Raw genomic sequence first — 24551 nt, 5'->3', positions numbered from 1 at the left:
CCCGCTACCCGCTGTTCCGCCCCCGTTCTCCGAAAACTGCTTACGCGGTGCTTACGCGAAAATTCTTCGGGGTTTGGCGGCGTTTGCAGGACCACTCAAGCTACTGTTTTCACGACCCTTTCTTCAGTTACTCACTAGTAGAACACCCTTGACATCAGCCTTCGGAGGGCAACGCTCTATCCAGCTGAGCTACGGGTGCGTGCAGGGCTTCATTTAGCTGATTGGTCCTCCGTCGGCAACGGCCTTGGCTGGCCGGGACCAGGCTGTAAACTGTCTGCGCCAATATGACAGGTCCAAGCAAAAAGGGCCGTCTTTCGAGGGAGTTTGCCCATGCGCCCGCTGGAATTCGGCTGGTATCTGCCCACGCATGGCGACACCACGGCCTATGGGCTGATGGAGGCGCAGGTCGCCGGGTCGCCGGAACTCTGCGAGCGCGTGGTCAAGGCGGCCGAGGATGCCGGGTTTGAATATCTGCTGATCCCGGTCGGCTCCGTGTGCTGGGAGGCCTGGATATCAGGCGCTTTCATGGCGGCGCGCTCCAGCCGGATCAAGCCGCTGATCGCGGCAAGGCCGGGCTACATCAACCCGGTCTTGATGGCGAAGATGATCTCGACCTTCGACCAGATGTCGGGCGGGCGGATCTGCATCAACCTGATCGCCGGGCAGAACGAGAGCGAGGTCGAGGCCGAAGGCGTACGTCAGCCCAAGGAGGAGCGCTACGCGCTGATGGAGGAGGAGGTCTCGATCCTGAAGGCGCTGTGGACGACGCGCGGGCCGGTGACCTTCCGGGGCAAGTTTCACACCATCTCGGGCGCGCATATCCGGCCACGTCCGCTGCAGCAGCCGTTTCCGAAATTCTATCTCGGTGGCGGCTCGCGGCAGGCCTGGGAGGTCTCGGCCAGGCATTCCGACGTCCATCTGTTCTGGGGCGATCTGCCGGAGCGCATCGCGGAGAATATCGCCGAGATCCGGCGGATGGCGCGCGACCACGACCGCGAGGACGGGATCGGCTTCGGCATGCGGCTGCAGGTGATCTGCCGCGAGAACGAGGCGGATGCCTGGGAGGTGGCCGACCAACTGGTGCGCCACGCCACCGAGCGGCAGAAGCAGGAGATGAAGACGCTTTACAACCGCTCGGAGGCCAACCAGCGCGTGCAGCAGCTCGCGCGCGACTACGGCGACCTGCTGATGCCGCATCTGTGGACCGGAATCACCAAGGTGCGGCCCGGCGCCGGCATCGCCGTGGTCGGCAATCCCGAGCAATGCGCCGCGACCTTGCAGCAGTTCATCGATGCCGGCTGCCACTCGTTCTGCCTGTCCGGCTATCTGCATGACGAGGAGGCCGAGCGGTTCGGCCGCCTGATCCGCCCGATCCTCGCTGCGAACAATCGCGGGCGCCTCGCGGCGTGAGGCGCGATCCGAAAACTTTCCGAAAATTCACGGGTGAAACGGCGCCTGACGCGGCATGATCCCGCCGGGCTTGCAGCACAACGGAGTTGAACATGCATCATCGGGGCTGGCTTGCGGCATTGGCGCTGCTCGCCTTGACGGCAGCACACGCACCGGTCGCGTTGGCCACGCCGGCGCAGACCGAGCGCGACATGAAGCCGGTCAAGGAGATCGCGAGCGGGCGCATCGCCGTCGGCAACGCGACGTTTCCGCTTTATCTTTCGGCCGACTGGTCCAATCCGCTGCCCGACGTCACCCGCGCGGTGCTGGTGCTGCACGGCGTGCTGCGCAATGCCGACGACTATTTCCGCGCGGCGCTGAGCGCGCAGGCGGCGGCCGGCGATGTCGGCAAGCGCACGCTGATGATCGCGCCGCAGTTTTTGATCGAACCCGATGTCGAGGCGTTCAAGCTGCCAGCGGCGACGCTGCGCTGGAGCATCTATGGCTGGCAGGGCGGCGAGCCCGCGATCGCACCCGGCCCGGCGAGCTCGTTCGACGCACTCGATGCGATTTTGGCCAGGCTCGGCGACCGCAAGCTGTTTCCGAACCTGAAAGAGGTCGTGGTGTTCGGTCATTCCGGCGGCGGCCAGGTGGTGCAGCGCTATGCGATCGCGGTGAAGGGCGATCAGGTGCTGCTGCGCGAAGGCATCGGCGTGCGCTACGTCGTCGCCAATCCGTCCTCTTATGCGTATTTCACCAAGGAGCGTCCGGAGCCCGCGATCGCGGCGAAGTGTGAAGGCTATAACAGCTGGAAATTCGGCATGGACGACCGTCCGCCCTATCTCGCCGAGCCGACCCCGGCCGCGCTGGAGCAGGCCTATGTCGGGCGCCGCGTGATCTATCTCCTGGGAACGCTCGACACCAACCCCGATCATCCCGCGCTCGACAAATCCTGCATGGCGGAAGCCGAAGGCCCGTATCGTTACGCACGCGGCCATTCCTATGTCGCGGCGATGGCCGCCCGCGACGGCGGCACGCCGAACCACAGCGTGTGGGACGTGCCCGGCGTCGGCCACGAGGGCGGCAAGATGCTCAACTCACCCTGCGGCCTGACCGCGGTGTTCGACATCCCCGGCTGCGAAGCGGCGCGCTGATCACGCACACCGGAATGTGTGCGGCGGCGCGGTGGCCAGCGGCATCGAGATCGCCTACGCTCTCTTCGCGACTGGGGCATCACGACCGACAGCTTGATGGAGAGCATCATGAGAGCAAGCTTGCTCGCGGTTCTAACGGCAGGTGCGTTGCTCGGCCTGACCCCGGCTAACGCCGCGGACGGCTGTGGCACAGGCTGCCACAGCACCGTCAACGGCGCCTGCGTGGTTGATGGCTGGGGCACCAGCGCGCGGCTCAGGAACGAATGTCCCGCCACCACGCGCCCACGGCCGCCCTGCGGTGGTCAAGGGTACATTTGGCGCCGCGATTTCCAGGCCTGTTCGCAGACGACGAAGGATTGGCTCTAGAGCGTCTTCAAGCGAAGTGGACCGCGGGAGCGCCTGAAGAAAACGCGTCAAATAAGAATCCGGAGCTTCGGTTCTGCTTCGATCAGACCGAAGTTCTGGCCGCCCACGACGTGATGCCTCGGCTTCACGCCGGCACGATCACCTTGCCGATCGGCCACAGCGCGATGCCGGCAAGTTTGAGATGCGCCCAGGCGAAGGGAATGCCGATGATGGTTACCGCCAGCAGGATGGCCGTGATCACGTGGCCGATCGCGAGCCACCAGCCGGCCAGGATGAACCAGATCAGATTGCCGATCACCCCGAGCGGCCCGGTTCCGAGGTCGGACATGCCGGTGACCTCGTCGCGGCGGACCGCGCGTGAGCCGAACGGCAGCAGCGTGTAGACCGCGATGTTGAAGGCGGCGCGCGCCCAGGGCAGCCCGATAATGGTGATCGCCATGATGACCGCAGCGATCAGCCAGCCGAACGCCATCCACGCGCCGCCGATCAGGATCCAGAGGACATTCAGGAGGATAGAGACAGGCTGCATGGCTGACACCTTCGCGTAAGACCGGCCTCAATATAGGCCGGTGCGCGCCACCGCGGTAGGGTGCGGGCGAGGCGCGTCGCGCCTCAAAGGGAGAACGACAATGAGAAAAAGATTTGGGGCAAGGATTTTCTCGGCTGGGAGTTCGGTGCTGCTGGCATTTTCGATGCAGGCCGCGCGCGCCGATGACGCCGTGCGTTTCGCGTCGGCGTTCCTAGGGGACGGCCGCGGGAGCCGGGCCCATGCCTCCTCCTGCACGCGACAAGGCAATCGCACAAGGTGACCGCCACAGAGAGGGGTGAGGTCTGTGATATTTCTGAATAATAGAATAATACCGTTGATTGCCCGACATGTCAAGCTGACATGTCAAGCTTTCATGTCGAGTACCGGCGCACCGCCGGCTCCTTTGCATGGGGTTGTTTTCGATGTTTTGGCTGCGCGTCGCTGCGCAGGCGGGCTGTATGCGACAGCCCTGCCACAAGCGCTTACCGCCGAAAGCCGTTGGCGCGCGAATAGCTCTGGCGGCTGTCCTGGGACGCGCGTGCCGCCATGCTGGCGCGGCTCTCGCTGGCGACCGGCGTCGCGGGCTTCAGGTCTTCGAGGAAAATCGGCCTGGCGAAGTAATAGCCCTGCGCATAGCGGATCTTGGTTGCCGCCTGCAGGTAGGTGAGCTCTTCGTAGGACTCGATGCCCTCGGCGATCACGGTCATGCCGAGCGCTTCGCTCAGCGATTCGATCGCACGCAGGATGCCCTGGCTGCGCGGCCGCTGATGGATGTCGGTGATGAAGGAGCGATCGATCTTGATCTCGTCGGCGGTGATGTCGGCGAGCGCCGACAGCGACGAATAGCCGATACCGAAATCGTCGATCGAGATGCCGACGCCGATGCCGCGCAGGATCGGCAGGATCTGGTCCTGGAAATGCGTCCGGGTCACGAACGCGTCTTCGGTGACCTCGATCATGAAGCGCTTCGGGAAGCCGGTCTCCTCGAGCGCACGCGCGAAGCGGCGCATGAATTCGAGATTGCCGGCCTGCTTGGCGGCGACATTGATGCTGATCGTTGCCGTGGGGCCGAACGTGTCGTTGATCAGGTCGATCGACTTGACGATCTCCGCCAGCACCAGGAAGGTCAGCTCGTCGATCAGGCCGAGCTCCACGGCGAGATTGATGAAGGTGCCCGGCGCCTGGATCACGCCCTCGTCGTCGCGCAGTCGCACCAGCGCCTCGATGCCCTTGACCTCCTGGGTGCGGATGTCGACCTTGGCCTGGAACGCGCAGCAGAACCGCTTCTCCAGGATCGCCAGCCGCAGCGACTGCTCGATCTTCATCCGCGCCAGCGCCTCACGCTCCATGCTGTTGTCGAAGAACGCGGTCGAGCCCTTGCCGTTGTTCTTGACGCGATACATCGCGATGTCGGCGTTCTGGCGCAACGCCTCGTAGCTCCTGCCATGGACGGGATAGAGGCTGACGCCGATCGAGGTCGAGGCGAAGATCTCGGATTCCTCGATGAAGAACGGCGCCTTCAGACGCTCCTGCATCACATGGATGAATTCGGCCACCTCGTCATTGCTGCTGATCGGGTTCAGCAGCAGCAGGAATTCGTCGCCGGAAATTCGCGACAGGATATCGGTCTCGCGCAACGCGTGGCCGAGCCGCTTGGACAGTTCGACCAGCAGCGCATCGCCGATCGCGTGGCCGTAATAGTCGTTGATGTGCTTGAAATTGTCGACGTCGAGGAAGGCGAGCGCGAAATGGCTCTGCGCGGAGTCGCGGATCAGGTCGTTGACGCGATGCTCGATCACGCGCCGGGTCGGCAGGCCGGTCAGTTCATCGTAATAGGCCGAGCGAAACAACTGGTCCTCGAACGCCTTCTGCTCGCTGATGTCGGTCGAGGTCGAGATCAGGAGATTGCGGCCGGCGATCTGGACCGGCCGGTGCGAGGTGAGAAACACGTATTTGGCCGCGCCGCAGGACAGCACTTCCTCGAGCACCACCGGACGGCCGCTGCGCAGCATGTCCAGATTGGCGGCGTGGCGGTCGTCGACCGGCGCCGGCTGGCTCGCGCTCGCCGCCAGCTGCAGCTGGCTCGCTGCCGCTTCGTTCACCAGGATGAACTGGCCCTGCTCGTCCTGGACCGTCACGCCCGCCGGCAGCAGCTGGAGTAGATCGCGCAAGATGCGCAGTTCATTTCCGGAAATGTCGTCCTGTCCGGTCGCTGCCGCGCCCGCCTGAAAATCGTCTTTCGTGAAACTATGCATGTGCCGACCTTGGCAAAGTCCGTTGTAGTTTTGGTTAAGCGGACCTGAGAAATGCCGTGACAGAAAGAGACCCGGGCTGCTTTCGCAAGCCGTCGCGGCAATCGTCATTAACAGAGTATCAATGGCGGGCTCAGTCGTCGGTGAAAGCGATTGCGGCGCGCGCGGTTGCACCGGAAAATGCGGCTGTGCCGGAAAGCCGACTTATCAACAGTTGGGAAGCTTGCACTGCATGGTGCAGTGAACGCCGGTCTTCAGGTAACTGATCTCGGTCTTGCCGTCGAACGGCCGCAGCGCCGACTTCAGGAGCTTGCTGCCGAAGCCGGGTTCGCCGAGCACCTCGACCACCGGCCCCTCGGTTTCGTCCCAGATCACGTTGAGACGCCCATCGTCCACCGTCCACGACACCTGCAGAAACCCCCGCGGCGAGGAGAAGGCGCCGTATTTTCCTGCGTTGGTTGCGAGCTCATGGAAGATCAGCGCCAGCGAGACCGCGAGCTTGGCCGGCAGGAACAATTGCTCGCCGTTGAGATTGAACCGTACGTGGCCGTAAGGTCCGAGCTCCGAGCGCAGCAAATCCCTGATATCGCAGCCATAGCCGTCGACCCGTGCGATCAGATCGTCGGTCGCCGAAAGCGCGCGGATGCGATGGTCGATGCGCTGCCAGACATCGGGCCGGTCCTGCAGCGCCTGATGCAGCACGGCGTGAATGGTCGATGACTTGTTCTTCAGCCGGTGCTGCAATTCGTCGACCACGATCTTGCGGTACTGCTCCTCTTCGAGCAGCCGCTTGGACACCTCGCGCTGCTGCGCGACCAGGGAGCGGTAGTGCTCCACGCCCCAGATCGCGATGCCGCACACCGCCCAAAAAATCATCAGCAGCGCAAAGCGCGCCGGATCGGCATGCCCGCTGCTGAAATTGATGATGACGCCGAGCAGGCCGCTCGCCAGTGCGGATGCGATCCCGATCCGGAAGCCGCCAAGCGCGGTCGCGAAGAATACCGCCGGGAAATACGGCGTGAAGAACACGTCCGGTCTGATCTGGGCGAGTCCGAAGCGGGCGGCCGTGGCCAAAACGAGACAGAGCACGGCGAAACCGGCCGCAAGCGGCATCGAAGGCTGGGAATCGCCCCGCCAACCCGCCCTGAATTCGTCGATCCATTTCGCCATCCGTCGTTCCAGTTCACGTGAACAGGCGAACCAAAATAAGGCCGCTGCGACCGAAAAACCGCAGTTGTGGCCTTCTGGCCACAGGCGGACCTCGCCAGCCGTTAACCGTGCCCGCGCTTGCGTTGCAGGAAGAGGCTGAGGAATATCCGCAACATCAAACGTGGGTTTGGAGACCGGCATGGGACGGCTAGACGGCAAGGTCGCGGTGATCACGGGGGCGACCAGCGGCATCGGGTTGCGAACGGCTGAAGTGTTTGTTGCCGAGGGCGCGCGGATCGTGATCGCCGGGCGTCGTGCGCCGGAAGGCGAGGCGCTGGCACAGCAGCTCGGCAGCAATTGTGTGTTTCGGCAGACCGACGTCACGGTCGAGGAACAGATGCAGGCGCTGATCGCGCTTGCGGTCGAGAAGTTCGGCCGGATCGACTGTCTGTTCAACAATGCCGGCGGCCCGGCGCAGACCGGCGGCATCGAGGGCCTCGACGTCGAACGCTTCGACGCCGCGATGGCAACCCTGGTGCGCAGCGTGATGCTCGGCATGAAGCATGCCGCGCCCACCATGCGCAAACAGGGCTTTGGCAGCATCATCAACAATGGCAGCATCGCCGGGCGCCTCGCGGGTTTCTCCTCATCGATGGTCTATGGCGCCGCCAAGGCCGCGGTAATTCATTTCACCAAATGCGTGGCGATGGAGCTTGGCGAGTCCGGCATCCGCGTCAACTCGATCTCGCCCGGCGCGATCGCCACCGGCATTTTCGGCAAGGCGCTCGGGCTGCCGACCGACGCCGCCGAGAAGACCGCCGCCGTGATGCGCGAGGTCTACAAGGCGGCGCAGCCGATCCCGCGCGCCGGTCTGCCCGACGATATCGCACATGCCGCGGTGTTCCTGGCGAGTGACGAATCGAGCTTCATCAACGGCCACGACCTCGTCGTCGACGGCGCCATCACCGGCGGCCGCAACTGGAGCCAGCAGCAGGCCGGCTACGTCACGCTGCGCAAGGCGTTCGATCAGGGGACGGGTTAGACGCATTCGTCGAGGCGAGGCATGAACGCGAAGCTCGAGCGGAAGCTGCGCACTCTCGGTGCTATTATCGTCGCCGGCGCGGTGGCGAGCGTCGTGAATAATCTCTCGCAAGGCCATCACTCCATGGCGGCGATGATTGCGGGATTTGCCTACGCCTTTGTAACCTGCGTGGTGCTTGGCGGGATCGAATTATTCGTCTTTCAGGGCCCGCTGTCGGAGCGGCTCAATCGTCTGTCTTTCACTGCCCTTCTGGCGGTTCGCAGCGCCGTATATGCGGTCATTATCATTGCCATCCAGCTGCTCCAGGTCGGCGAGCGCGTGGCCGGGTTGCCGTATCAAACCTCGATCACGGATTTTTGGTTCAGCATCGCCTATTCCGCCGCGATCTCGCTGGTGCTGAACTTCGGCTTCAGCATCGCGACCCTGATCGGCCCGCGTGTCTTCATGAACTTCGTCACTGGCCGCTATCATTCTCCGGTCGAGGAGGACCGCTTTGTGCTGTTCGTCGATATCGCGGGATCAACCGGACTGGCCGAGCGGCTTGGCGGTGTAGGTATTCACCGCTTTCTCGACCGCACGTTTCGCTTGCTCACGGAATCAGTCGTCGACTATCGCGGCGAGGTGCTGAATTATGTCGGCGACGAGGTGATCGTGACCTGGCCGGAGCGGCTCGGCGCGGTCGATTGCCGGCCGCTGCGCTGCTTCGTGGCGATGCGCAACGCACTGCAGAAGGCGGCGCCGCAGTTCGAACGCGAATTCGGCGCCGTGCCGCAGATCCGCGGCAGCCTGCATTTCGGGCCCGTGATCGTCGGTGAGATCGGCGACGTCAAGCCGGCCATTGTGTTCAATGGCGACGTCATGAACACCGCTGCGCGGCTGGAGGAACTGAGCCGCAAGGTCGATGGCGGCTTCCTCGCCTCACGCGCGGCGATGGCCCGCTTCACCGCGCCGCCGCCATTTCCGGTGAGCGATCTCGGCCGACTGCCGATCCGCGGCCGCGTCGACGGCATCGATGTCGTCGGGATCGGCGCGGTGGCGTAAGCTTTCGGCTTTGCTGCAAGCGGGGAGCAAAGACGATTCAATCCAATCTCATCGCGCTTTAGGCAATCATGCTGGGGCGCGAAGCGATGGAATTGTACCATCGGCGCGTAGCGCCGTGTTCGTCTGGCGTGGATAGTCCCAGCGCCTTGCTGGCGAAGTCGATTGCGACGATCGCCGTGATGTCGGCGACACTGAACGTGTCACCCGCAACGAACGGCGTCTCAGACAACCGTACGTCGAGGTCGCCGTAGAAATCGGCGATCCGGCGCCGGCCACGGACGACCAGTTCGGGGATCTGATCGTAGCCGTGAAGACCTGCGATCGCCCGCCCCTTGAGGCCGGGGGCTCCGTTGCGCACGGTCTCCATGACCGAAGCGAAGCCCTCCAGTTCCATTCGGCGCTCCCACATGGCGATGGTCGCTTTCTCCTTGGGCGAACCTCCGAGTAACGGCGGGATCGGATGCAGTTCTTCGAGATAGCGGATGATCACCGGTACTTCCGCTATGGTTGTCCCATCGTCGAGCATGAGAGCCGGCACGACGCGTCGCGGGTTGATTGCCGCATAAGCGTCGGAGAACTGTTCGCTCGAAGCGAGATCGACGGGGACAAAGGGCATCGTGATGCCCTTCTCGGCGAGATAGATTCGGACGCGGCGCGAGTTGGGCGAGGCAGAGGACTGATAGAGCTTCATGGCTGATCTCCCGAAGTCAAAGCTTTGAGCCGCCGCCGACCTGGATGGTGTCGCCGGTCACCCAGCGGGCGGAATTCGAAGCGAGAAAAGTCACCGCGTCGGCGACGTCGTCGGCATGGCCGATCCGCTGCAGGGCTTGCATCTTGAGCGCATAATCGCGGCCCCCATCCGTCTTGGCGAATTCCGACATGTCGGTGTCGATGATGCCCGGTGCCACGGCATTGACGCGGATGCCGCGCGGTCCGAGCAGCGAGGCAAAGTGCTTCACCATCGTGTCGATCGCGCCCTTGGTGGCGGAATACGCCGACAACTGCCCGACGGCGGCCCGCGCCGCCAGTGACGACGTCATCACGATGCTGGAGCCGTCGCCCAGCATCGGGAGCAACTGCTGCACCAGGAAGAACGGCGCGCGGACATTGACCGCGAACATGCGATCGAAATCCTCGATGGTCTGCGCTTCGATGGTGGCGGGCACCGCAATTCCGGCGTTGGCGACGAGAATGTCGAGTTGGCCGACGAGCTTGCGGACCTCGGCGGCGAGCCTCTGCGCGCCATCGGATGCTGACAAATCGGCGCCGACGGCGTCGGCCTGCCCACCGGCTTCGCGAATCTCCGCGACCAAGGAATGCGCATCCTCGGCGGAATTGCCGTAGTGAACGATGACGCGGGCGCCGGCGAGAGCGAGTGCGCGGGCGGTGGCGCGGCCGATACCCCGGGAGGCACCGGTGACGAGAGCAGTTCGGCTGATGAGGTCGGTCATGATTGTTCTCCTGTTTGGATTGTTATCGGGGGTATTTCACGCGGCCGTCTTGCCGCCATTGACGCTGATGATCTGGCCGGTGATGAACGATGCCTTGCTCGAGGCCGCGAACAGGATGGCGTCCGCAAGCTCCTCGGGGCGCCCCGCGCGCTTCAGCGGAATTCCCGCGATCAATCCGGCCTTCCGATCGGCGGAGCCTGTGAACCGGTCGAGCATGGCGGTCTCGATCGGACCAGGTGCGATCGCGTTGACGCGAACGCCGAAGGCCGCCGCTTCCAACGCCGCAGATTTCGTCAAGCCTTCGACGGCATGCTTACTGGCAACGTAGAGCGAAGCGTTCGGTGCGCCGCGGCTGCCCATGGTCGATGAGATGTTCACGATGCTGCCGAAGCCTTGTGGCTGCATGACCCGGAGTTCGTGCTTCATCGACAGCAGAACTCCGAGGACGTTGGTGTCGAATGTTGCTGCGTAGCTCTCCGGCGTCTGCTCAGTCAGCGGGCCCGGCGCGCCTTCCGTACCTGCGTTGTTGACCGCCACGTCGAGCCGGCCGAACCGCTTGATCGTCCGCTCGAGCAATGCCGCAACGTCGCTCTCGCGCCGGACGTCGGCGCGGACGAATTCGGCTTCGACGCCGTGCGAACGCAGTTCAGCGGTCAACTCGCGGCCTGCATCGTCGTGGCGCCCTGAAACAATCAGGCTGGCGCCCTCGCGGGCGAAGGCGAGCGCCGCGGCGCGGCCGATACCGGTAAGGGCGCCTGTAATCAGGACAACGGGTTTGGTCATGTCACTCTCCAAATGGTATGGCCGATATGCTTAATCGGCCTGGTTAGCTCAACTCGTCCGCAATGAAGGTCTGAAGGCTCTTGCGTCGGTGTGGCTCGATGGACTGGAGATTTAGTTGGGGCTGGCTTCTTTGAGAAAGACTTCGTAGGATTCGAGCTATACTTTTGAGGGATAGCTATGGAGCTCCGGCACCTTCGTTATTTCGTCGCCGTGGCCGAAGAGGGCAGCTTCTCGGTTGCGGCGGAAAAGCGTCTGCACACCGCGCAGCCATCATTGAGCCGTCAGATCCACGATCTTGAGCTGGAGCTTGGGGTGCAGTTGTTCGTGCGCGGACCGCGCGGCATCGAATTGACGCCGTCGGGGCGCGTCTTTCTAGACCACGCGCGGGTCGCCCTGCTGCAGGTCGAGGCCGCCGCGGAAGCCGCGAGGCGCGCCGCCCAGCCCGCGAAATCGGCCTTCTCGATCGGGTTTCTCACCGGCTACGAGATGGACTGGCTTCCGGCGGTCATGAATATCCTGCGCGGCAAGCTGCCCAGTACGGAAATCACGATCCGTAGCGAGGACTCGCCCGACCTCGCTGCGGCATTGACGCGGGGTAAGATCGATCTTGCGTTCATGCGTCCGGAGAAGAGCGCGGCGGGCCTTCAGTTCAAATTGCTCCGCCATGATCCGATCCTGGCCATGATGCCACGAGACCATCCGCTTGCGGCGCGCTCCGCGGTCCGTCCTAAGGATTTGGCAGGACAGAGCTACATCGGCGTGTCTGCGGCGAGAGCCCCAACGCTGCGATCGGCGATCAATGACTTTTTCACGCGACATGGGTTGGCGATGGAAGTGGCGCACCAAGCTGAGAATCTAGCCATGGCTATTTCGCTGATCGCCTCCACTGGGGGCATCTGCCTTCTTCCGCTCTACGCGCAGAACTTGCTCCCGAAAACCATCGTCTGCCGTCCGATTCAGGGTGCGCCGCCGCTGGTCGATCTGGTGCTAGGCTACAATGAAGGTAACCGTTCGCCGTTGCTGGAGTTTGTTCTTTCGCGTGTTGACGAGATCAAGTTTCAGGCCTTGAGGCCCGAGGGCGGATGATGTTCGAGGAGAGCGCTTCGCTAGTGGCTCTCTGTTAAGAGAGAGGGCGAAACGAAGAGCAAGGCTCGGGCAAATCATGCCACGAGAAGGCGGGCATGTGATTCACAAGCCGCGCCAAACACTCAGCGTCGTCCCGGCGAAGGCCGGGACCCATAACCCCAATGGTCGTTGTTGAACGACGCCGGAATGACGAGTCCCTCTGACAACACCCGCCGCGGCGTATCGGTCCCGGCCTTCGCCGGGACGACAGCGGTGGATGTGGCACGATCTTGCGATTCTCGTCCCGCGCCGGGACACAAATCACGCCTTCTGCTTCGCCGCTTCCTTGGCGAGATCGGGCGCATTCACGGCCGGGATCGCGACGCGGCCTGTGCCGGTGTGCTGGAGCGCTGCGGCGGCCTTGTCGTTCTGCATGATCTTGGCCATCACGGCCTGGCCGGCGCGCTCGAACACGGCGCGGTTGTCGATCAGGAACTGGCGCGACTTGCGCAGGCCGTCGATATAGCCGTTGATCTCGGGCACGACATAGCGCGCCACCATGTCCCAGCTGCGGCGGGTGTTTTCCGGATTGGCCCAGTCATGCGCGAAGCCGATGATCGAACCAACGCCGCCGGAGACGTCGACCAGATTCTTGATCATCTTGATCAGGTCATCGGGCGTGCCGATGGTGGACGCGGCGCCCTCGATGAACGCGGTCTTGTCGACCGCTTCATCCGGCGAGGCGAACGCGGTGAGGCCCGGCCGCATCAGGGTGCCGACATTATATTCGTTGTGCCAGCGCATCAGCCCGGCGCCGGCCTCGCGCCGCGCCTGCTCGCGGGTCTCGGCGATGTGCCAGGACAGCAGCACGCGCCAGTTGGCGCGGCTTACCGTGGTGCCGGCCTTCGCGGCGGCATCCTCGGCGAACTGCCATTGCTGCGGCAGCGCCATCAGGCCCTGGGTCGACATCGAGCCCAGCGAAATGATGCCGATGCCGTATTTGCCGGCCAGCGTCATGCCCGACGGCGAGATCTGCGAGGCCACCACGAACGGCATGTCCTCCTGCAGCGGCAGGATCTGCAGTGCAGCGTCGTGCATCTCGAACCAGTCGGTCTTGGCGGTGACGCGCTCGCCGTTGAACAGGCGGCGGATCACCGCGATCGCCTCGTCCTGGCGGTCGCGCTGGGTCATCGGGTCGATGCCGAGCGTATGCGCGTCGGAGGCGAGCGCACCGGGGCCGGAGCCGAAGATGGCGCGGCCGCCGGTCATGTGGTCGAGTTGCACCATGCGCTGCGCGACGTTGAAGGGGTGATGATAAGGCAGCGAGATCACGCCGGTGCCGAGCTTGATCCGCTTGGTACGCTCGCCGGCGGCGGCCAAAAACATTTCCGGCGAGGCGATGGTCTCCCAGCCCGAGGAATGGTGCTCGCCGCACCAGAATTCGTCGTAACCGAGCGCGTCGAGCTGCTCGACGAAATCGAGGTCGCGGCGGAATTGCAGCATCGGATGCTCGCCGATCGGGTGATGCGGGGCGAGGAAGGCTCCGAACTTGAGGCGCGCCATAGGTCGTTCTCTCCAACTTATTGTTATCGGGGCTTTCCGCCAACCTACGGAATGGCCCGGGGCAAGGCAATGCTCCGAGGCTGCGGCGCCCGCATGGTTGTTGCGCAAATCGGCGGCGATTGCCGCGCTCCGGAATGTTTCCCAGCGCGTCAACGCAAATTGCGCGGCGGAGCACGGGCAGGTGGGGGTGGCCATGGATGACACGCCCGTGAACCAACGCTTACGTCCGAGGTAATCGAAGAGATGACTGGAATCTGCTGATGTCGGCCGTTACGTCATTTCGGGCAGGACAGAGCATGCACCAGATCGTTGCGACGCGCGCGGAGACATCCCGGCGCTGGTGGGTGCTGGCGATCGTGGTGTCGGCGCAGTTCATGTTCGGCGTCGATGCCTTCATCGTCAACGTCGCGATCCCGACGATCGCAACGGAGCTGCAGGCAACGCCGGCGCAGATCGAGGCTGTGATCGCGATCTATCTGATCGCCTATGGCACGCTGGTGGTCACCGGCGGCCGGCTCGGCGATATCCACGGCACCAGGAACGTGTTTGTCGCCGGCGTCGCGGGCTTCTCGGTGACTTCCCTATGGTGCGGGCTGGCGCAATCCGGGCCCGAGCTCATCGTTGCGCGGCTCGCTCAGGGTGCTACGGCGGCGCTGATGGTGCCACAGGTGCTGGCGACGCTGCACCTGTTGTTCCCCGACGCCGCCCGTGCGCGGGCCTTCGCAATCTACGGCATCGTGCTGGGGCTTGCCGGCGCCGCCGGCTTCATGCTCGGCGGCGCGCTGGTAACGCTCGATCTCGCCGGCCTCGGCTGGCGCGCGGTGTTCTTCGTCAACGTGCCGTTTGGCGTCGTCATCATCGCCGCCGCGCTGAAGATCATGCCGACGGTGCCGCGCCGCGCCGGCACGCGGCTGGATATTCCCGGCGCGATCGTGCTGTTCGTGGGCCTATTGTGTCTGATCGGCCCGCTGCTGTTCGGTCACGATCTCGGCTGGACGGCGTGGGTCTGGCTGGTGATGGCCGCGGGTATTGCCGTGATCGCGGCGTTCGTGCGGATCGAGCGGAGCGTCGCGCGCCGCGGCGGCATGCCGCTGATCGATCTTTCGCTGCTGTCGGACCGCACTTTTACGCGCGGCATGGTCGCGGTGTTCTTCTTCTTCTTCGCGAATCTGTCCTTCTATCTGGTCATGACCATGTTCATGCAGAAGGGCTTGCAGATTCCACCGTTGCAGGCAGGGCTGGTATTCGTGCCGCTGGCGCTGACCTTCGTGATTGCCTCGCGGCACAGCGGCATGCGCGCCAGGCATCGCGGCACCCTGGTGCTGATCGAGGGCTGCGCGCTGCAGATCGTCGGTCTCGGCGTGCTGGTCGCGACGGTTCAGGCGATCGCAGCGCCATCGGCGCTGCTGCTCGCGCTGGTGCTTGTCATCTTCGGCTACGGCCAGGGCCTGGTAATGGCGCCGCTGTCGAGCGCGGTGCTGTCGAGCGTGAAGCCGGCAAGTGCCGGAGCCGGCTCGGGCATGTACGGCACCACGACGCAGATCGGCAATGCGGCCGGCGTCGCCGCGATCGGCGCGGTCTTCTTCGCTATCGAGGGCGCGACATCAGCGCATCTGGCGTTGTTTGCGGCATGCGCATTGTTTGTGCTGTCGATATCCATTTCAGCCGCATTTCTGTCATGGATGCGCCGGGCCAGCGCATGAATCCGGAGGCGATGGTGCGCTGTTTCCGAAAAGTTCATGCTCGAACAAGGTGCTACGGCAACTATTTCGAGCGATCCGCACGCGGCCCGGTTCCGGTCACGCTTTAACGCCGAATCTCACTATTCCGCGGGGAAAGACAGCACACGGGCTTTTTATTTCGCAGTGCAGCAATTATCTGATCGGGTGACACACAAGAATAAATCACCTCAGGAGTTGCTGTTGTCGCTGGTCAACAACATCGAATTTCTGCGTCATCTGCCCAAGATGAACGCGTTCAATGGCCTCGGCGCGCTCGCGCCGGCCGTGCCGACGCCGCTCGTCGAGACGACCGAATTCGGCGCCAATCCCGGTGCGCTGAAGATGTTCTCATACGTGCCGGAGCAGCTGGCGCGATCGCCCGCGCTCGTCGTCGTGCTGCATGGCTGCGGCCAGACCGCCGCGTCATACGATCTCGGCGCCGGCTGGTCGACATTGGCGAGGCACTATGGCTTCGCACTGTTGATGCCCGAGCAGCAGTCCGCCAACAACGGCAACACCTGCTTCAACTGGTTCGATCCGGAAGACATCGCGCGCGGCCAGGGCGAAGCCGCATCGATCAGGGAGATGGTCGGGCACCTCGCCGGTGCGCACAAGATCGATCCGCGCCGGATCTTCGTGACGGGCCTGTCCGCCGGTGGCGCGATGACGACCGTCATGCTCGCGACCTATCCGGATGTGTTTGCGGCCGGCGCCGTCATCGCCGGGCTGCCGTTCGGCGTTGCCGGCAATCTGCGCGAGGCGCTCGGCGGCATGATGCAGGGAAGCGCGTTGTCGGCGCCGGAGCTCGGCGACCGCGTGCGCGCAGCGTCCAAGCACAAGGGCGATTGGCCGAGGATATCGGTGTGGCACGGCAGCGCCGACCGCACCGTGCATCCGGGCAATGCCGATGCGATCGTTCGGCAGTGGCTCGACCTGCACGGCCTGCCGCTTGCGGCGATGTCGAGAGCCGATGTCGACGGCCATCCGCGCGAGGTGTGGTGGAATGCCGACGGCGAGACGTTGGTCGAATCCTACTCGATCACCGACATGGCGCACGGCACGCCGCTCGGGCTGGCCGGCAATGACGAGCGTTACGGCGTCGAGGGCGCGTTCCTGATCGAAGCCGGGATCTCCTCGTCCTATCACATCGCGAGCTTCTTCGGCCTGACCGACCAGGTCCGGCAGCCGCAGATCGCGCCGACCGGGGTGCCGCGCGAGAACGCCGACACGATCTCGATGACCATCCCCGTGCCTGCGGGCAAGCCCGAGCCTGTGGCCGTCCGCAGCAGCGGCCGTCCGGGAAAGAAGCAAGCCAGGCAGCAGGGCAAGCCGCGAAGCAAGGGTGTCGATGTCGGCGGCGTCATCACGCGGGCGTTGACCGCCGCAGGGCTGATGAAGCAGCCCTGAGGTCAAAGCATGATCCGGAAAAGTGCGAAGCGGCTTTTCCCTCGCGACAAACGCGAAACGCGTTTGCGCGGAGGTCATGCTCAAACAGGAAGCTAAGCGCGCGCCTACATCTCGCCGGTCAGGAACGGATTCGTCATCCGTTCCTGGCCGATGCTCGATCCCGCGCCGTGGCCGCAGATGAAGCCGACATCGTCGCCGAGCGGCAGCAGCTTCTGCTTGATCGACTGGATCAGCGTCGGGTGACTGCCGCCGGGCAGGTCGGTACGCCCGACCGAGCCGGCGAACAAGACGTCGCCGACATGGGCGAAGCGCAGCTCCTTGTTGAAGAACACCACGCTGCCCGGCGAATGGCCGGGACAGTGCAGGATGTCGAAGGTGAGGTCGCCGATCGAGACCTGATCGCCCTCGTCGAGCCAGCGGTCGGGGCCGAAATTGCGCACCCCGGTCATGCCGAAGCGCTCGCCGCTCGAGACGACGTTGTCGAGCAGATATTTGTCCGCGATATGCGGGCCCTCGATCTTGACCTGCAGCGCATCGCGCAGGTCGGCGGCACCGCCGACATGGTCGATATGGCCGTGGGTCAGCCAGATCTTCTCGACCGTCACGCCGGTCTGCTTGATCGCCGCCTGAATCTTCGGCACGTCGCCGCCGGGGTCGATCACCACGGCCTTCTTGGTCGGCTCGTGCCAGATGATGGTGCAGTTCTGTTCGAACAGCGTCACCGGCACGATGATCGCGCCGGCCTTCGGTTTGGTGTCGGTTGTCTCGGTCATGGCGGCACCATAGGCTTCCGGGAAATGACGTCAACACGCACGCCAAATGCGCCCGCCATGGCGTGTGATCCCAAAACGGACCGTGATAAGGTCGCCCGCAGCAGAACAAGTTCGTGAGCAGGCCGGTCGGCGGGTGCTCTCGATCATGCGTCAAGTCCTCGTAGTCCGGAATTTCATGACCCAGGCTCCCAACTCACCGCTCGGCGGACCCCGGACCACCGCCCGCGCCTTCTTCGTCGCGGACCGCATCAACACGTCCGGCCTCGAGCGCGGCGACGTGCTGGCCACGACGCCGCTGGCGTTTCGCGTCAATGAAAATGGTGTGGCGATCCTGTTCCGCTACGGCGTCGTCGTCCTGATCGGCCTCAATGCGCTGGAGGAGGATGAATTCCTGCGCAGCCTGCAGTCGCGCATGACCGGCCTGTTCACGCGCCGCGAGGAGGAGATCGCGATTATCGAGGTTGCCGCCGAGAAGGAAGATCAGATTCCGCCCGGCGGTCCGATCTATCTGCAAAGCCTGTCGCCGGAACGGCTGATCCTGGTCGGCGAGGCGCTGGCCAAGAGCGTGGTGCTGGCGCGGCATGAACGCGAGGTCCGGGCCGTCTTCGACTCCACCGAACCGTTCGCGCGCGAGCTCGCCAAGGGCGGCCGGGTGCTTGGTGGCCGTGTTGCGATCCTCAAGCACATCGGCAACGCGCTGTCGGTGCGGCATCGCGTGGCCGGGCCGGTCGAGGTGTCGGAGAAGCCCGACATCCTCTGGGACAAGCCGCAGCTCGAGCGGCTCTATGCGAGGCTCGAGGACGAGTATGAATTGAAGGAGCGCGCGGAATCGCTCAACCGCAAGCTCGCGGTCGTGGCCGAGACCGCGCAGGTGCTGACCGATATCATCGACACCAGCCGCTCGCTGCGGCTGGAGTTGATCATCGTCTTCCTGATCCTGTTCGAGGTGCTGATTACCATCTATCAGCTGGCGATGGCCCGCCACTGACGCGCCAGCGCCATCTTTCTGTCCCGAATTGTGCGTCATCCCTGAACGCGGACGACCCCGGGGACACGGGGCGACGAGCGAGGGGGAATCGGATGGATCAGGACGAGCGCGACTGGTGGCGGCGCGGCATCTTCTATCAGGTCTATCCACGCTCGTTTCAGGACAGCAATGGCGATGGCGTCGGTGATCTCCGGGGGATCATCGCGCGGTTGCCTCATCTGACTCGGCTTGGCGTCGACGCGGTCTGGCTGTCGCCGATCTTTACCTCGCCGATGGCCGATTTCGGCTACGACATCTCCGATTACACCGGCATCGATCCGCTGTTCGGCTCGATGGAGGATTTCGACGCGCTGGTCGCGGCCGCGCACGACAGCGGCCTCAAGCTGATCCTCGATCTGGTGCCGAACCACACTTCCGACCAGCATCCCTGGTTCATCGAGGCGAAGAGCTCGCGCGATAACCCGAAACGCGACTGGTACATCTGGCGCGATGGAGCGCCGGATGGCGGTCCACCCAACAACTGGCTGTCGGAATTCGGCGGCAGCGCCTGGGCCTATGACGAGGCCTCGGGCCAGTATTACTATCACGCCTTCCTGGCGCAGCAGCCTGATCTCAACTGGCGCAACCGCGAGGTCAGGGACGCAATCTACGACGTGATGCGCTTCTGGCTGCGCAAGGGCGTCGATGGCTTCCGTGTCGACGTGATCTGGCACTTGATCAAGGATGCCGAATTCCGCGACAACCCGCCGAACCCGCATTACCGCGAGGGCCGGCCGCCGCATGAGAAGGTGCTGACGCAATACTCGACCGATCAGCTCGAAGTCCATGCCGTCATCACCGAAATGCGCCGCGTCACCGAGGAGTTCGACAACCGCGTGCTGATCGGCGAGATCTACCTGCCGCTGCACCGGCTGGTCGCCTATTACGGCAACGATCTGCGCGGCGCGCAGATGCCGTTCAATTTCGCGCTGCTGTCGACCTTGTGGAGCGCGCGCGCGGTCGAGCAGATCGTCGCCGATTACGAAAAGGCGTTGCCGCCCGGGGCATGGCCGAACTGGGTGCTCGGCAATCACGACCGGCCGCGGGTGGCGAGCCGGGTGGGGCCGGCGCAGGTGCCGGTGGCGGCGATGCTGCTGCTGACGCTGCGCGGCACGCCGACGCTCTATTATGGCGACGAGATCGGCATGCATCAGGTCGCGATCGCGCCGGATCAGGTGCGCGATCCCTTCGAGAAGAACGTGCCTGGTCTCGGCGTCGGTCGCGACGGCTGCCGCACGCCGATGCAATGGAGCGCCGAACGCCATGCCGGGTTCTCGACCGCGACGCCGTGGCTGCCGCTCGCGCAGGATTATGCAAGCGACAATGTCGCGCGCCTGGAGGCGGCGCGGGGCTCGATCCTCGACCTCTACAAGGCGTTGATCGCGTTGCGGCGAAAGCTGCCGCAGCTCGTCCATGGCAGCTATGAGCCGGTGGCCGCGCATGGCGATGTCCTGCTGTTCCGGCGCCGCGCCGCCGAAGGCGTCGCCGTGATCGCGCTGAACTTCGGCGCAGCCCCCGCGTCGGTCTCCTCCAGCGCGATCGGCTTCAGCAACGAGGTGCTGCTGTCGACTTTCATGGACCGGCAAGGCGAGAAGGTCGAAGGCGTGCTCGACCTGCGGGCCAATGAAGGCGTGATCCTGGGACCACCGGTGGATGGCGTGACCGAGTGATGTGAGCACATCGCCCGGGCTCCCTCTCCCGCTTGCGGGGAAGGGAAGCGATAGAGCGCGGCCAGTCCTCCCTAGCGCTTGATCTGCGCCTTCAGCGTATCCTCGACCACGCGATCGAACGACGACGCCTTCGGCGTATTCTTGCGGTGTTCGGCGACGTATTTGTCGCGCTTGGCGACCAGCGCAGCGAGCTTTTCGTTCAGCGTCTTGCGCTGGGCGATCTGCTTGTCGATTTCGGCGGTGCGCGCCTCAGGCTTCATGGCGCGGAGGTTGTCGGGTAAATCCTCGTCCTTGACCTTGGCAATGTCGTTGCGGCCGGCAGCGACGTCGGCGACGAGGTCGCCGTCGCCGGTGACCGCCTCCGACGTCACCTTGGCGCGCTTGTTGATGAAGCTCGCCATCTCGGAGGCGCGCGCCGGAGAGGCCGCGGCGACGCTCGCGAGCTGCTGCGTCTTGGATTCCGTGCGCTTCTGCTGCGCGCGCGGCCCGTAGGGGATGACGGTGCCGTTGATCTCGCGTTGCAGGATGATGATGTCCTCGTCGAACGGCGTCTCGATGGTGACGATCTGGCCGCCGTCCTGCGGGATCGGGATGAACTCGCCGTTGCCGTTCTGCGCGATATCGCGCCACACCCGCTCGGTATCCTGTGCGTTGCCGGCGAGCACGGCGTTGACGATGATGCCGCGCTGCTTGGCGACCGCGAGCGTGACCGGATATTTGGTGTCCTGGGCATAGTCCATATGCGGCGGGGCGTCGCCGACCAGGAACACGATGCGCGTGCCGTCGGCGCCTTGCGTCCACTGCATCTTGTTGACGGCAACATCGAGCGCCTCGTTGACGCTCTCCGGCCAGTCGCCGCCGCCGCGCGCCTTCAACTCCAGCAGGTTGGCGTAGAGATCCTGGATGTCGCGGGTCAGCTCGACCTTCCTCGTCACATAGTCGTCGCCGATATCGCGATAGGCGACCAGGCCCATCCTGATGTCGGCGTCGGGGTTGGAATCGACGATCGCGGTCGCGATCGACCAGATCTTGCGCTTGGCGCCCTCGATCAACCCGCCCATCGAGCCTGTGGTGTCGAGCACGAAGGCGACCTCGACCACGGGCTTGGCGATGGCCGAGGACAGCCCAGCTGACAGCGGAAGGGTTACGAGAGCGAAGACGAACGAGCGAAGTGTGATGCGTGACCGCATGGGTCTCTCCTTCAGTGTTTTCGTCCCTCGGAGCCGAGGTTCCATCGGCTTCGCGGTAGCTTGAGGCCGAAACCAAGGCGGCTTCGCTGCGAATTTGCGGCCGATTCCGGCGCTGCCGCCGATCGAGGAATCGGCTACTCTCTGCGGATGGAATCGCCCGCCCGCCAGATCGCGCTCGTGCCCGCGCCCGACCTCCGCCAGTCGGAGACCGCGCTTGCGATCGCGCGCGGCACGGCGCGACTTCTGCGATCGCTGGGATTTTCCTGCATCAGCGAATTACCGCTGCCGTCGGGCCGAAGGGCCGATCTGGTTGCGCTGAATGAGCGCGGCGAGATCTGGATCGTGGAGATCAAGTCATCGGTCGAGGATCTGCGCGCCGACCAGAAATGGCAGGACTACCGGATGCATTGCGACCGGCTGTTCTTCGCCTTCACGCAGGATCTGCCGTGCGAGATTTTCCCGGCCGGGACCGGCCTGATCATCGCCGATGCGTATGGCGCACATCTGCATTGCGAGGCGCCGGAGCATCGCCTGCCGGCGGCAACCCGCAAGGCAATGACGGTGCGCTTTGCGATGGCCGCGGCACAGCGGATCAACCGGCTGGTCGACCCACAGGGGCATGAGTTTTAGACTCAGTAATCCGTCATCCCCGCGCAAAGGCTTCGCCTTTGTCGCTGGAGGAGCCGCGAAGCGGCGTCTCGAAGGATGAACGGCCCGGCCGGTGGCCGTCGACCCTTCGAGACGCGCGCAAGGGCGCGCTCCCTGAGGGTGACGGTGCTTGAGCCACGGGTATCGCTTCGCTCCACCCATCCCACGCAGCGCTACGAAGCGTCCTACAAAAGCAAATGGCCGGGACGAGCCCGGCCATCGCAAAACAATCTGTCACTTCGCTTAGCGCGGCGCGCGCTTGGCGAGGATGCGCTGCAGGGTGCGGCGGTGCATGTTGAGGCGGCGCGCGGTCTCCGAGACGTTGCGGTTGCACATCTCGTAGATGCGCTGGATGTGTTCCCAGCGCACGCGGTCCGCCGACATCGGATTGGCCGGCAGCTCGGACTTCTCGGTGCCGGTCGCCAGCAGCGCGGCAACGACGTCGTCGGCATCGGCGGGCTTCGAGAGATAGTCGACGGCGCCCATCTTCACCGCGGTGACGGCGGTCGCGATGTTGCCGTAGCCGGTCAGCACGATCGCGCGCGCCTCGGGGCGCTTGCGCTTCAACGCCGAGACGACGTCGAGGCCGTTGCCGTCGCCGAGGCGGAGGTCGACGACCGCGAAAGCGGGGGCGGCGCGGCCGATCTCGGCGATGCCGTCGGACACTGTATCGCACGACTTCACTGAGAAGCCTCGCGTCTCCATCGCGCGCGACAAACGTTCCAGGAACGGCTTGTCGTCCTCGACGATGAGGAGCGATTTGTCAGCATGGTCATTCAGTTCAGCGATTGCGTTCACGATCCATTTTTCCCTGTGATAGACCCGCTAAATATGGGGTTGCACTGGGGCGCTGCCAAGGCAGCCGAAAGTCGCGTGCAAGTCTAGAAAGAGCAATGCATCCGGTATGCCAGAGGCGAGATTGAGAACCGTTCTTAAGATGACGTCTCCGTGTCTCCCGCCGCTTCCTCGAACCGCTCGCGCGGCCAGACGATCTGCACCACGGCGCCGTGATCAGGGAACGGGCGATTGGTAAACGACACCTTGGCCCCGGTGCGTTCCAGCAGCGTCCTTGCGATGAAAACCCCCAAGCCCAGGCCGCCGCGCGCATTTTGGGCCTCGTCCGCGCCCCGGCGGCGCGACAGATACGGCTCGCCGATCCGCTTCAGCATGTCGGGCGCGATGCCCGGGCCGTCGTCGGAGACGACGATTTCGATGGTTTCGGCGTTCCACCACGCGTTCACCTCGACGGTCTGGTGCGCGAAATCGACCGCATTTTCGAGAATGTTTCCGACGCCGTAGAGGATCGCGGGATTGCGCGCGGCGACCGGTTCGCGCGTTGCTGCGACAGCAAGCCGCACCTTGATGTTGATGCCGAAATCGCGATGCGGCGCCACTGCCTCCTCGATCAGGGTCGACAGCTTCATGTTGTCGAACGGCGCGCCGCTGGATGACAATTGCGCAATCTTGCCCAGGATGTCGCGGCAGCGCTGCGCCTGCTCGCGCACGGTCTTGAGGTCGCCGGCGATGGCCGGGTCGTGCACCGTCTTCTCGAGCTCGCGCGAGATCAGGAAGATCGTCGACAGCGGCGTGCCGAGTTCGTGCGCGGCGGCAGCGGCAAGGCCGTCGAGCTGGGTCAGATGCTGTTCACGCGTCAGCACCAGCTCGGTCGCGGCGAGCGCATCGGAGAGCTGGCGCGCCTCCTCGGTCACCTGGAATGCGTAAAGGCTGGTGACACCGATCGCGAGCAGGATCGAAAGCCAGACGCCGATCAGATAGATCGGCGGCAGCACCAAGGGATCGTCGCCGTCCCAGGGCAACGGCAGATGATAGAAGAACAGCGCCGAGGCGCAGGCGACCGCAAGGCAGCCAAGCGCGATCGTCAGGCGGATCGGCAGCACCGTGGCCGAGATCAGCACCGGCGCCAGGAACAGGAACGAGAACGGGTTCTGCAACCCGCCGGTGAAGTACAACAGGCCCCCAAGTTCGACGATGTTGAAGGCGAGCAGGGCCGCGGCATAGGCCGGCTCCAGCCGTTGCATCGGGTTGAATGCGATCTGCAGCGCCAGATTGAGCAGCGCCGAGAACGTCACGATGATGACGCAGGGCACGATCGGAACGTCGAATTCCAGTCCCTGCGCCACGATGAAGATCGCCACGAGCTGGCCGAGCGCGGCGAGCCAGCGCAGCCGCAGGATCGTATCGAGGCGGACATAGCGGCGGGGTTGGCGGAAATCGGAAGCGACGTCGGTCATCATCTCGGGACTTTAGCTGTGCCGTGGGCGGCGCACAAATTCGCGACTTAGCGCAAGGATGGCGGGCAAGCCTTGCGCT

22 protein-coding genes are annotated in these 24551 nt (G+C 64.4%); 11 read left to right on the top strand and 11 right to left on the bottom strand.

Annotated features, from left to right (window positions below; genetic code table 11):
* Window positions 1–330: 330 nt before the first annotated feature.
* The 3 genes from ACTUWL_RS14650 (at window position 331) to ACTUWL_RS14640 (ending at window position 2909) form a co-directional block, all read left to right on the top strand.
* Entirely contained in the window at window positions 331–1410 is a 1080-nt protein-coding gene (locus tag ACTUWL_RS14650) for an LLM class flavin-dependent oxidoreductase (RefSeq protein WP_021077607.1), read from the top strand.
* 92 nt (window positions 1411–1502) lie between these two features.
* Entirely contained in the window at window positions 1503–2543 is a 1041-nt protein-coding gene (locus ACTUWL_RS14645; protein ID WP_021077606.1) for a hypothetical protein, read from the top strand.
* A 108-nt stretch (window positions 2544–2651) separates the two neighbouring features.
* A complete protein-coding gene (locus ACTUWL_RS14640; protein WP_021077605.1) occupies window positions 2652–2909 on the top strand; it encodes a GCG_CRPN prefix-to-repeats domain-containing protein in 258 nt (85 codons plus the stop codon).
* Between the two features lie 124 nt (window positions 2910–3033).
* On the opposite strand, the gene ACTUWL_RS14635 is transcribed toward ACTUWL_RS14640, so the two are convergent.
* The 3 genes from ACTUWL_RS14635 to ACTUWL_RS14625 form a co-directional block, all read right to left on the bottom strand.
* Window positions 3034–3438, bottom strand: a complete 405-nt coding sequence (locus tag ACTUWL_RS14635; protein WP_021077604.1) for a YccF domain-containing protein — start codon at window positions 3436–3438, stop codon at window positions 3034–3036.
* Between the two features lie 482 nt (window positions 3439–3920).
* Complete coding sequence (locus ACTUWL_RS14630; RefSeq protein WP_021077603.1) at window positions 3921–5693, bottom strand: putative bifunctional diguanylate cyclase/phosphodiesterase; 1773 nt, start codon at window positions 5691–5693, stop codon at window positions 3921–3923.
* Between the two features lie 204 nt (window positions 5694–5897).
* Window positions 5898–6860, bottom strand: coding sequence for a sensor histidine kinase (locus ACTUWL_RS14625; protein ID WP_021077602.1), 963 nt, complete (start codon window positions 6858–6860; stop codon window positions 5898–5900).
* A 178-nt stretch (window positions 6861–7038) separates the two neighbouring features.
* Here ACTUWL_RS14625 and ACTUWL_RS14620 point away from each other — a divergent pair, with 178 nt between their 5' ends.
* On the top strand, window positions 7039–7881 hold the full coding sequence (locus ACTUWL_RS14620) for an SDR family NAD(P)-dependent oxidoreductase (protein ID WP_021077601.1): 843 nt from the start codon (window positions 7039–7041) through the stop codon (window positions 7879–7881).
* Between the two features lie 21 nt (window positions 7882–7902).
* Entirely contained in the window at window positions 7903–8922 is a 1020-nt protein-coding gene (locus ACTUWL_RS14615; protein WP_021077600.1) for an adenylate/guanylate cyclase domain-containing protein, read from the top strand.
* A 58-nt stretch (window positions 8923–8980) separates the two neighbouring features.
* Here ACTUWL_RS14615 and ACTUWL_RS14610 read toward each other — a convergent pair whose 3' ends face one another.
* The 3 genes from ACTUWL_RS14610 to ACTUWL_RS14600 are packed head-to-tail and all read right to left on the bottom strand — an operon-like array spanning window position 8981 to window position 11156.
* Complete coding sequence (locus ACTUWL_RS14610) at window positions 8981–9613, bottom strand: glutathione S-transferase family protein (protein WP_021077599.1); 633 nt, start codon at window positions 9611–9613, stop codon at window positions 8981–8983.
* Between the two features lie 16 nt (window positions 9614–9629).
* Window positions 9630–10373: an SDR family oxidoreductase gene (locus tag ACTUWL_RS14605; protein WP_021077598.1), complete on the bottom strand. Its 744-nt coding sequence runs from the start codon at window positions 10371–10373 to the stop codon at window positions 9630–9632.
* Window positions 10374–10409: 36 nt separating this feature from the next.
* Window positions 10410–11156, bottom strand: a complete 747-nt coding sequence (locus ACTUWL_RS14600) for an SDR family NAD(P)-dependent oxidoreductase (RefSeq protein ID WP_021077597.1) — start codon at window positions 11154–11156, stop codon at window positions 10410–10412.
* 177 nt (window positions 11157–11333) lie between these two features.
* Between ACTUWL_RS14600 and ACTUWL_RS14595 the strand changes: the two genes are divergently transcribed.
* Window positions 11334–12242 carry a LysR family transcriptional regulator gene (locus ACTUWL_RS14595; protein WP_021077596.1) on the top strand — a complete coding sequence of 303 codons (909 nt, stop codon included), beginning with the start codon at window positions 11334–11336 and terminating at the stop codon, window positions 12240–12242.
* 300 nt (window positions 12243–12542) lie between these two features.
* On the opposite strand, the gene ACTUWL_RS14590 is transcribed toward ACTUWL_RS14595, so the two are convergent.
* Window positions 12543–13784 carry an LLM class flavin-dependent oxidoreductase gene (locus ACTUWL_RS14590; protein ID WP_021077595.1) on the bottom strand — a complete coding sequence of 414 codons (1242 nt, stop codon included), beginning with the start codon at window positions 13782–13784 and terminating at the stop codon, window positions 12543–12545.
* 296 nt (window positions 13785–14080) lie between these two features.
* On the opposite strand from ACTUWL_RS14590, the gene ACTUWL_RS14585 reads away from it, so the two are divergent.
* Window positions 14081–15487, top strand: a complete 1407-nt coding sequence (locus ACTUWL_RS14585; protein ID WP_021077594.1) for an MFS transporter — start codon at window positions 14081–14083, stop codon at window positions 15485–15487.
* A gap of 219 nt (window positions 15488–15706) precedes the next feature.
* Entirely contained in the window at window positions 15707–16912 is a 1206-nt protein-coding gene (locus ACTUWL_RS14580; protein WP_021077593.1) for an extracellular catalytic domain type 1 short-chain-length polyhydroxyalkanoate depolymerase, read from the top strand.
* 104 nt (window positions 16913–17016) lie between these two features.
* On the opposite strand, the gene ACTUWL_RS14575 is transcribed toward ACTUWL_RS14580, so the two are convergent.
* The gene (locus tag ACTUWL_RS14575; RefSeq protein ID WP_021077592.1) at window positions 17017–17685 is read right to left on the bottom strand and encodes an MBL fold metallo-hydrolase; all 669 of its coding nucleotides are present in this window, start codon (window positions 17683–17685) and stop codon (window positions 17017–17019) included.
* A gap of 175 nt (window positions 17686–17860) precedes the next feature.
* Between ACTUWL_RS14575 and ACTUWL_RS14570 the strand changes: the two genes are divergently transcribed.
* Together ACTUWL_RS14570 and ACTUWL_RS14565 are read left to right on the top strand one after the other, a co-directional pair.
* On the top strand, window positions 17861–18673 hold the full coding sequence (locus ACTUWL_RS14570) for an RMD1 family protein (RefSeq protein ID WP_021077591.1): 813 nt from the start codon (window positions 17861–17863) through the stop codon (window positions 18671–18673).
* 92 nt (window positions 18674–18765) lie between these two features.
* Window positions 18766–20382 (top strand): alpha-amylase family glycosyl hydrolase, encoded by a 1617-nt coding sequence (locus tag ACTUWL_RS14565; RefSeq protein WP_021077590.1) that lies wholly within the window; start codon window positions 18766–18768, stop codon window positions 20380–20382.
* A gap of 71 nt (window positions 20383–20453) precedes the next feature.
* On the opposite strand, the gene ACTUWL_RS14560 is transcribed toward ACTUWL_RS14565, so the two are convergent.
* Entirely contained in the window at window positions 20454–21572 is a 1119-nt protein-coding gene (locus ACTUWL_RS14560; RefSeq protein ID WP_021077589.1) for a vWA domain-containing protein, read from the bottom strand.
* A 147-nt stretch (window positions 21573–21719) separates the two neighbouring features.
* Here ACTUWL_RS14560 and ACTUWL_RS14555 point away from each other — a divergent pair, with 147 nt between their 5' ends.
* Window positions 21720–22202, top strand: a complete 483-nt coding sequence (locus ACTUWL_RS14555; protein WP_021077588.1) for an MmcB family DNA repair protein — start codon at window positions 21720–21722, stop codon at window positions 22200–22202.
* A 261-nt stretch (window positions 22203–22463) separates the two neighbouring features.
* Here ACTUWL_RS14555 and ACTUWL_RS14550 read toward each other — a convergent pair whose 3' ends face one another.
* Window positions 22464–23018 (bottom strand): ActR/PrrA/RegA family redox response regulator transcription factor, encoded by a 555-nt coding sequence (locus ACTUWL_RS14550; protein ID WP_021077587.1) that lies wholly within the window; start codon window positions 23016–23018, stop codon window positions 22464–22466.
* 134 nt (window positions 23019–23152) lie between these two features.
* Window positions 23153–24472, bottom strand: a complete 1320-nt coding sequence (locus tag ACTUWL_RS14545; RefSeq protein ID WP_035650549.1) for an ActS/PrrB/RegB family redox-sensitive histidine kinase — start codon at window positions 24470–24472, stop codon at window positions 23153–23155.
* Between the last annotated feature and the right edge of the window lie 79 nt (window positions 24473–24551).

This window comes from Bradyrhizobium sp. WCU1, from assembly GCF_053474805.1.
Note: the sequence above shows the minus strand (reverse complement) of the source record. Positions and strands in the feature narration are given on the sequence as shown.

Bases quoted from the DNA above. Each gene is read 5' to 3' on its own strand.
- ACTUWL_RS14650 (WP_021077607.1), top strand. From the start codon at position 331: ATGCGCCCGCTGGAATTCGGCTGGTATCTGCCCACGCATGGCGACACC.
- ACTUWL_RS14645 (WP_021077606.1), top strand. From the start codon at position 1,503: ATGCATCATCGGGGCTGGCTTGCGGCATTGGCGCTGCTCGCCTTGACG.
- ACTUWL_RS14640 (WP_021077605.1), top strand. From the start codon at position 2,652: ATGAGAGCAAGCTTGCTCGCGGTTCTAACGGCAGGTGCGTTGCTCGGC.
- ACTUWL_RS14635 (WP_021077604.1), bottom strand. From the start codon at position 3,438: ATGCAGCCTGTCTCTATCCTCCTGAATGTCCTCTGGATCCTGATCGGC.
- ACTUWL_RS14630 (WP_021077603.1), bottom strand. From the start codon at position 5,693: ATGCATAGTTTCACGAAAGACGATTTTCAGGCGGGCGCGGCAGCGACC.
- ACTUWL_RS14625 (WP_021077602.1), bottom strand. From the start codon at position 6,860: ATGGCGAAATGGATCGACGAATTCAGGGCGGGTTGGCGGGGCGATTCC.
- ACTUWL_RS14620 (WP_021077601.1), top strand. From the start codon at position 7,039: ATGGGACGGCTAGACGGCAAGGTCGCGGTGATCACGGGGGCGACCAGC.
- ACTUWL_RS14615 (WP_021077600.1), top strand. From the start codon at position 7,903: ATGAACGCGAAGCTCGAGCGGAAGCTGCGCACTCTCGGTGCTATTATC.
- ACTUWL_RS14610 (WP_021077599.1), bottom strand. From the start codon at position 9,613: ATGAAGCTCTATCAGTCCTCTGCCTCGCCCAACTCGCGCCGCGTCCGA.
- ACTUWL_RS14605 (WP_021077598.1), bottom strand. From the start codon at position 10,373: ATGACCGACCTCATCAGCCGAACTGCTCTCGTCACCGGTGCCTCCCGG.
- ACTUWL_RS14600 (WP_021077597.1), bottom strand. From the start codon at position 11,156: ATGACCAAACCCGTTGTCCTGATTACAGGCGCCCTTACCGGTATCGGC.
- ACTUWL_RS14595 (WP_021077596.1), top strand. From the start codon at position 11,334: ATGGAGCTCCGGCACCTTCGTTATTTCGTCGCCGTGGCCGAAGAGGGC.
- ACTUWL_RS14590 (WP_021077595.1), bottom strand. From the start codon at position 13,784: ATGGCGCGCCTCAAGTTCGGAGCCTTCCTCGCCCCGCATCACCCGATC.
- ACTUWL_RS14585 (WP_021077594.1), top strand. From the start codon at position 14,081: ATGCACCAGATCGTTGCGACGCGCGCGGAGACATCCCGGCGCTGGTGG.
- ACTUWL_RS14575 (WP_021077592.1), bottom strand. From the start codon at position 17,685: ATGACCGAGACAACCGACACCAAACCGAAGGCCGGCGCGATCATCGTG.
- ACTUWL_RS14570 (WP_021077591.1), top strand. From the start codon at position 17,861: ATGACCCAGGCTCCCAACTCACCGCTCGGCGGACCCCGGACCACCGCC.
- ACTUWL_RS14565 (WP_021077590.1), top strand. From the start codon at position 18,766: ATGGATCAGGACGAGCGCGACTGGTGGCGGCGCGGCATCTTCTATCAG.
- ACTUWL_RS14560 (WP_021077589.1), bottom strand. From the start codon at position 21,572: ATGCGGTCACGCATCACACTTCGCTCGTTCGTCTTCGCTCTCGTAACC.
- ACTUWL_RS14555 (WP_021077588.1), top strand. From the start codon at position 21,720: ATGGAATCGCCCGCCCGCCAGATCGCGCTCGTGCCCGCGCCCGACCTC.
- ACTUWL_RS14545 (WP_035650549.1), bottom strand. From the start codon at position 24,472: ATGACCGACGTCGCTTCCGATTTCCGCCAACCCCGCCGCTATGTCCGC.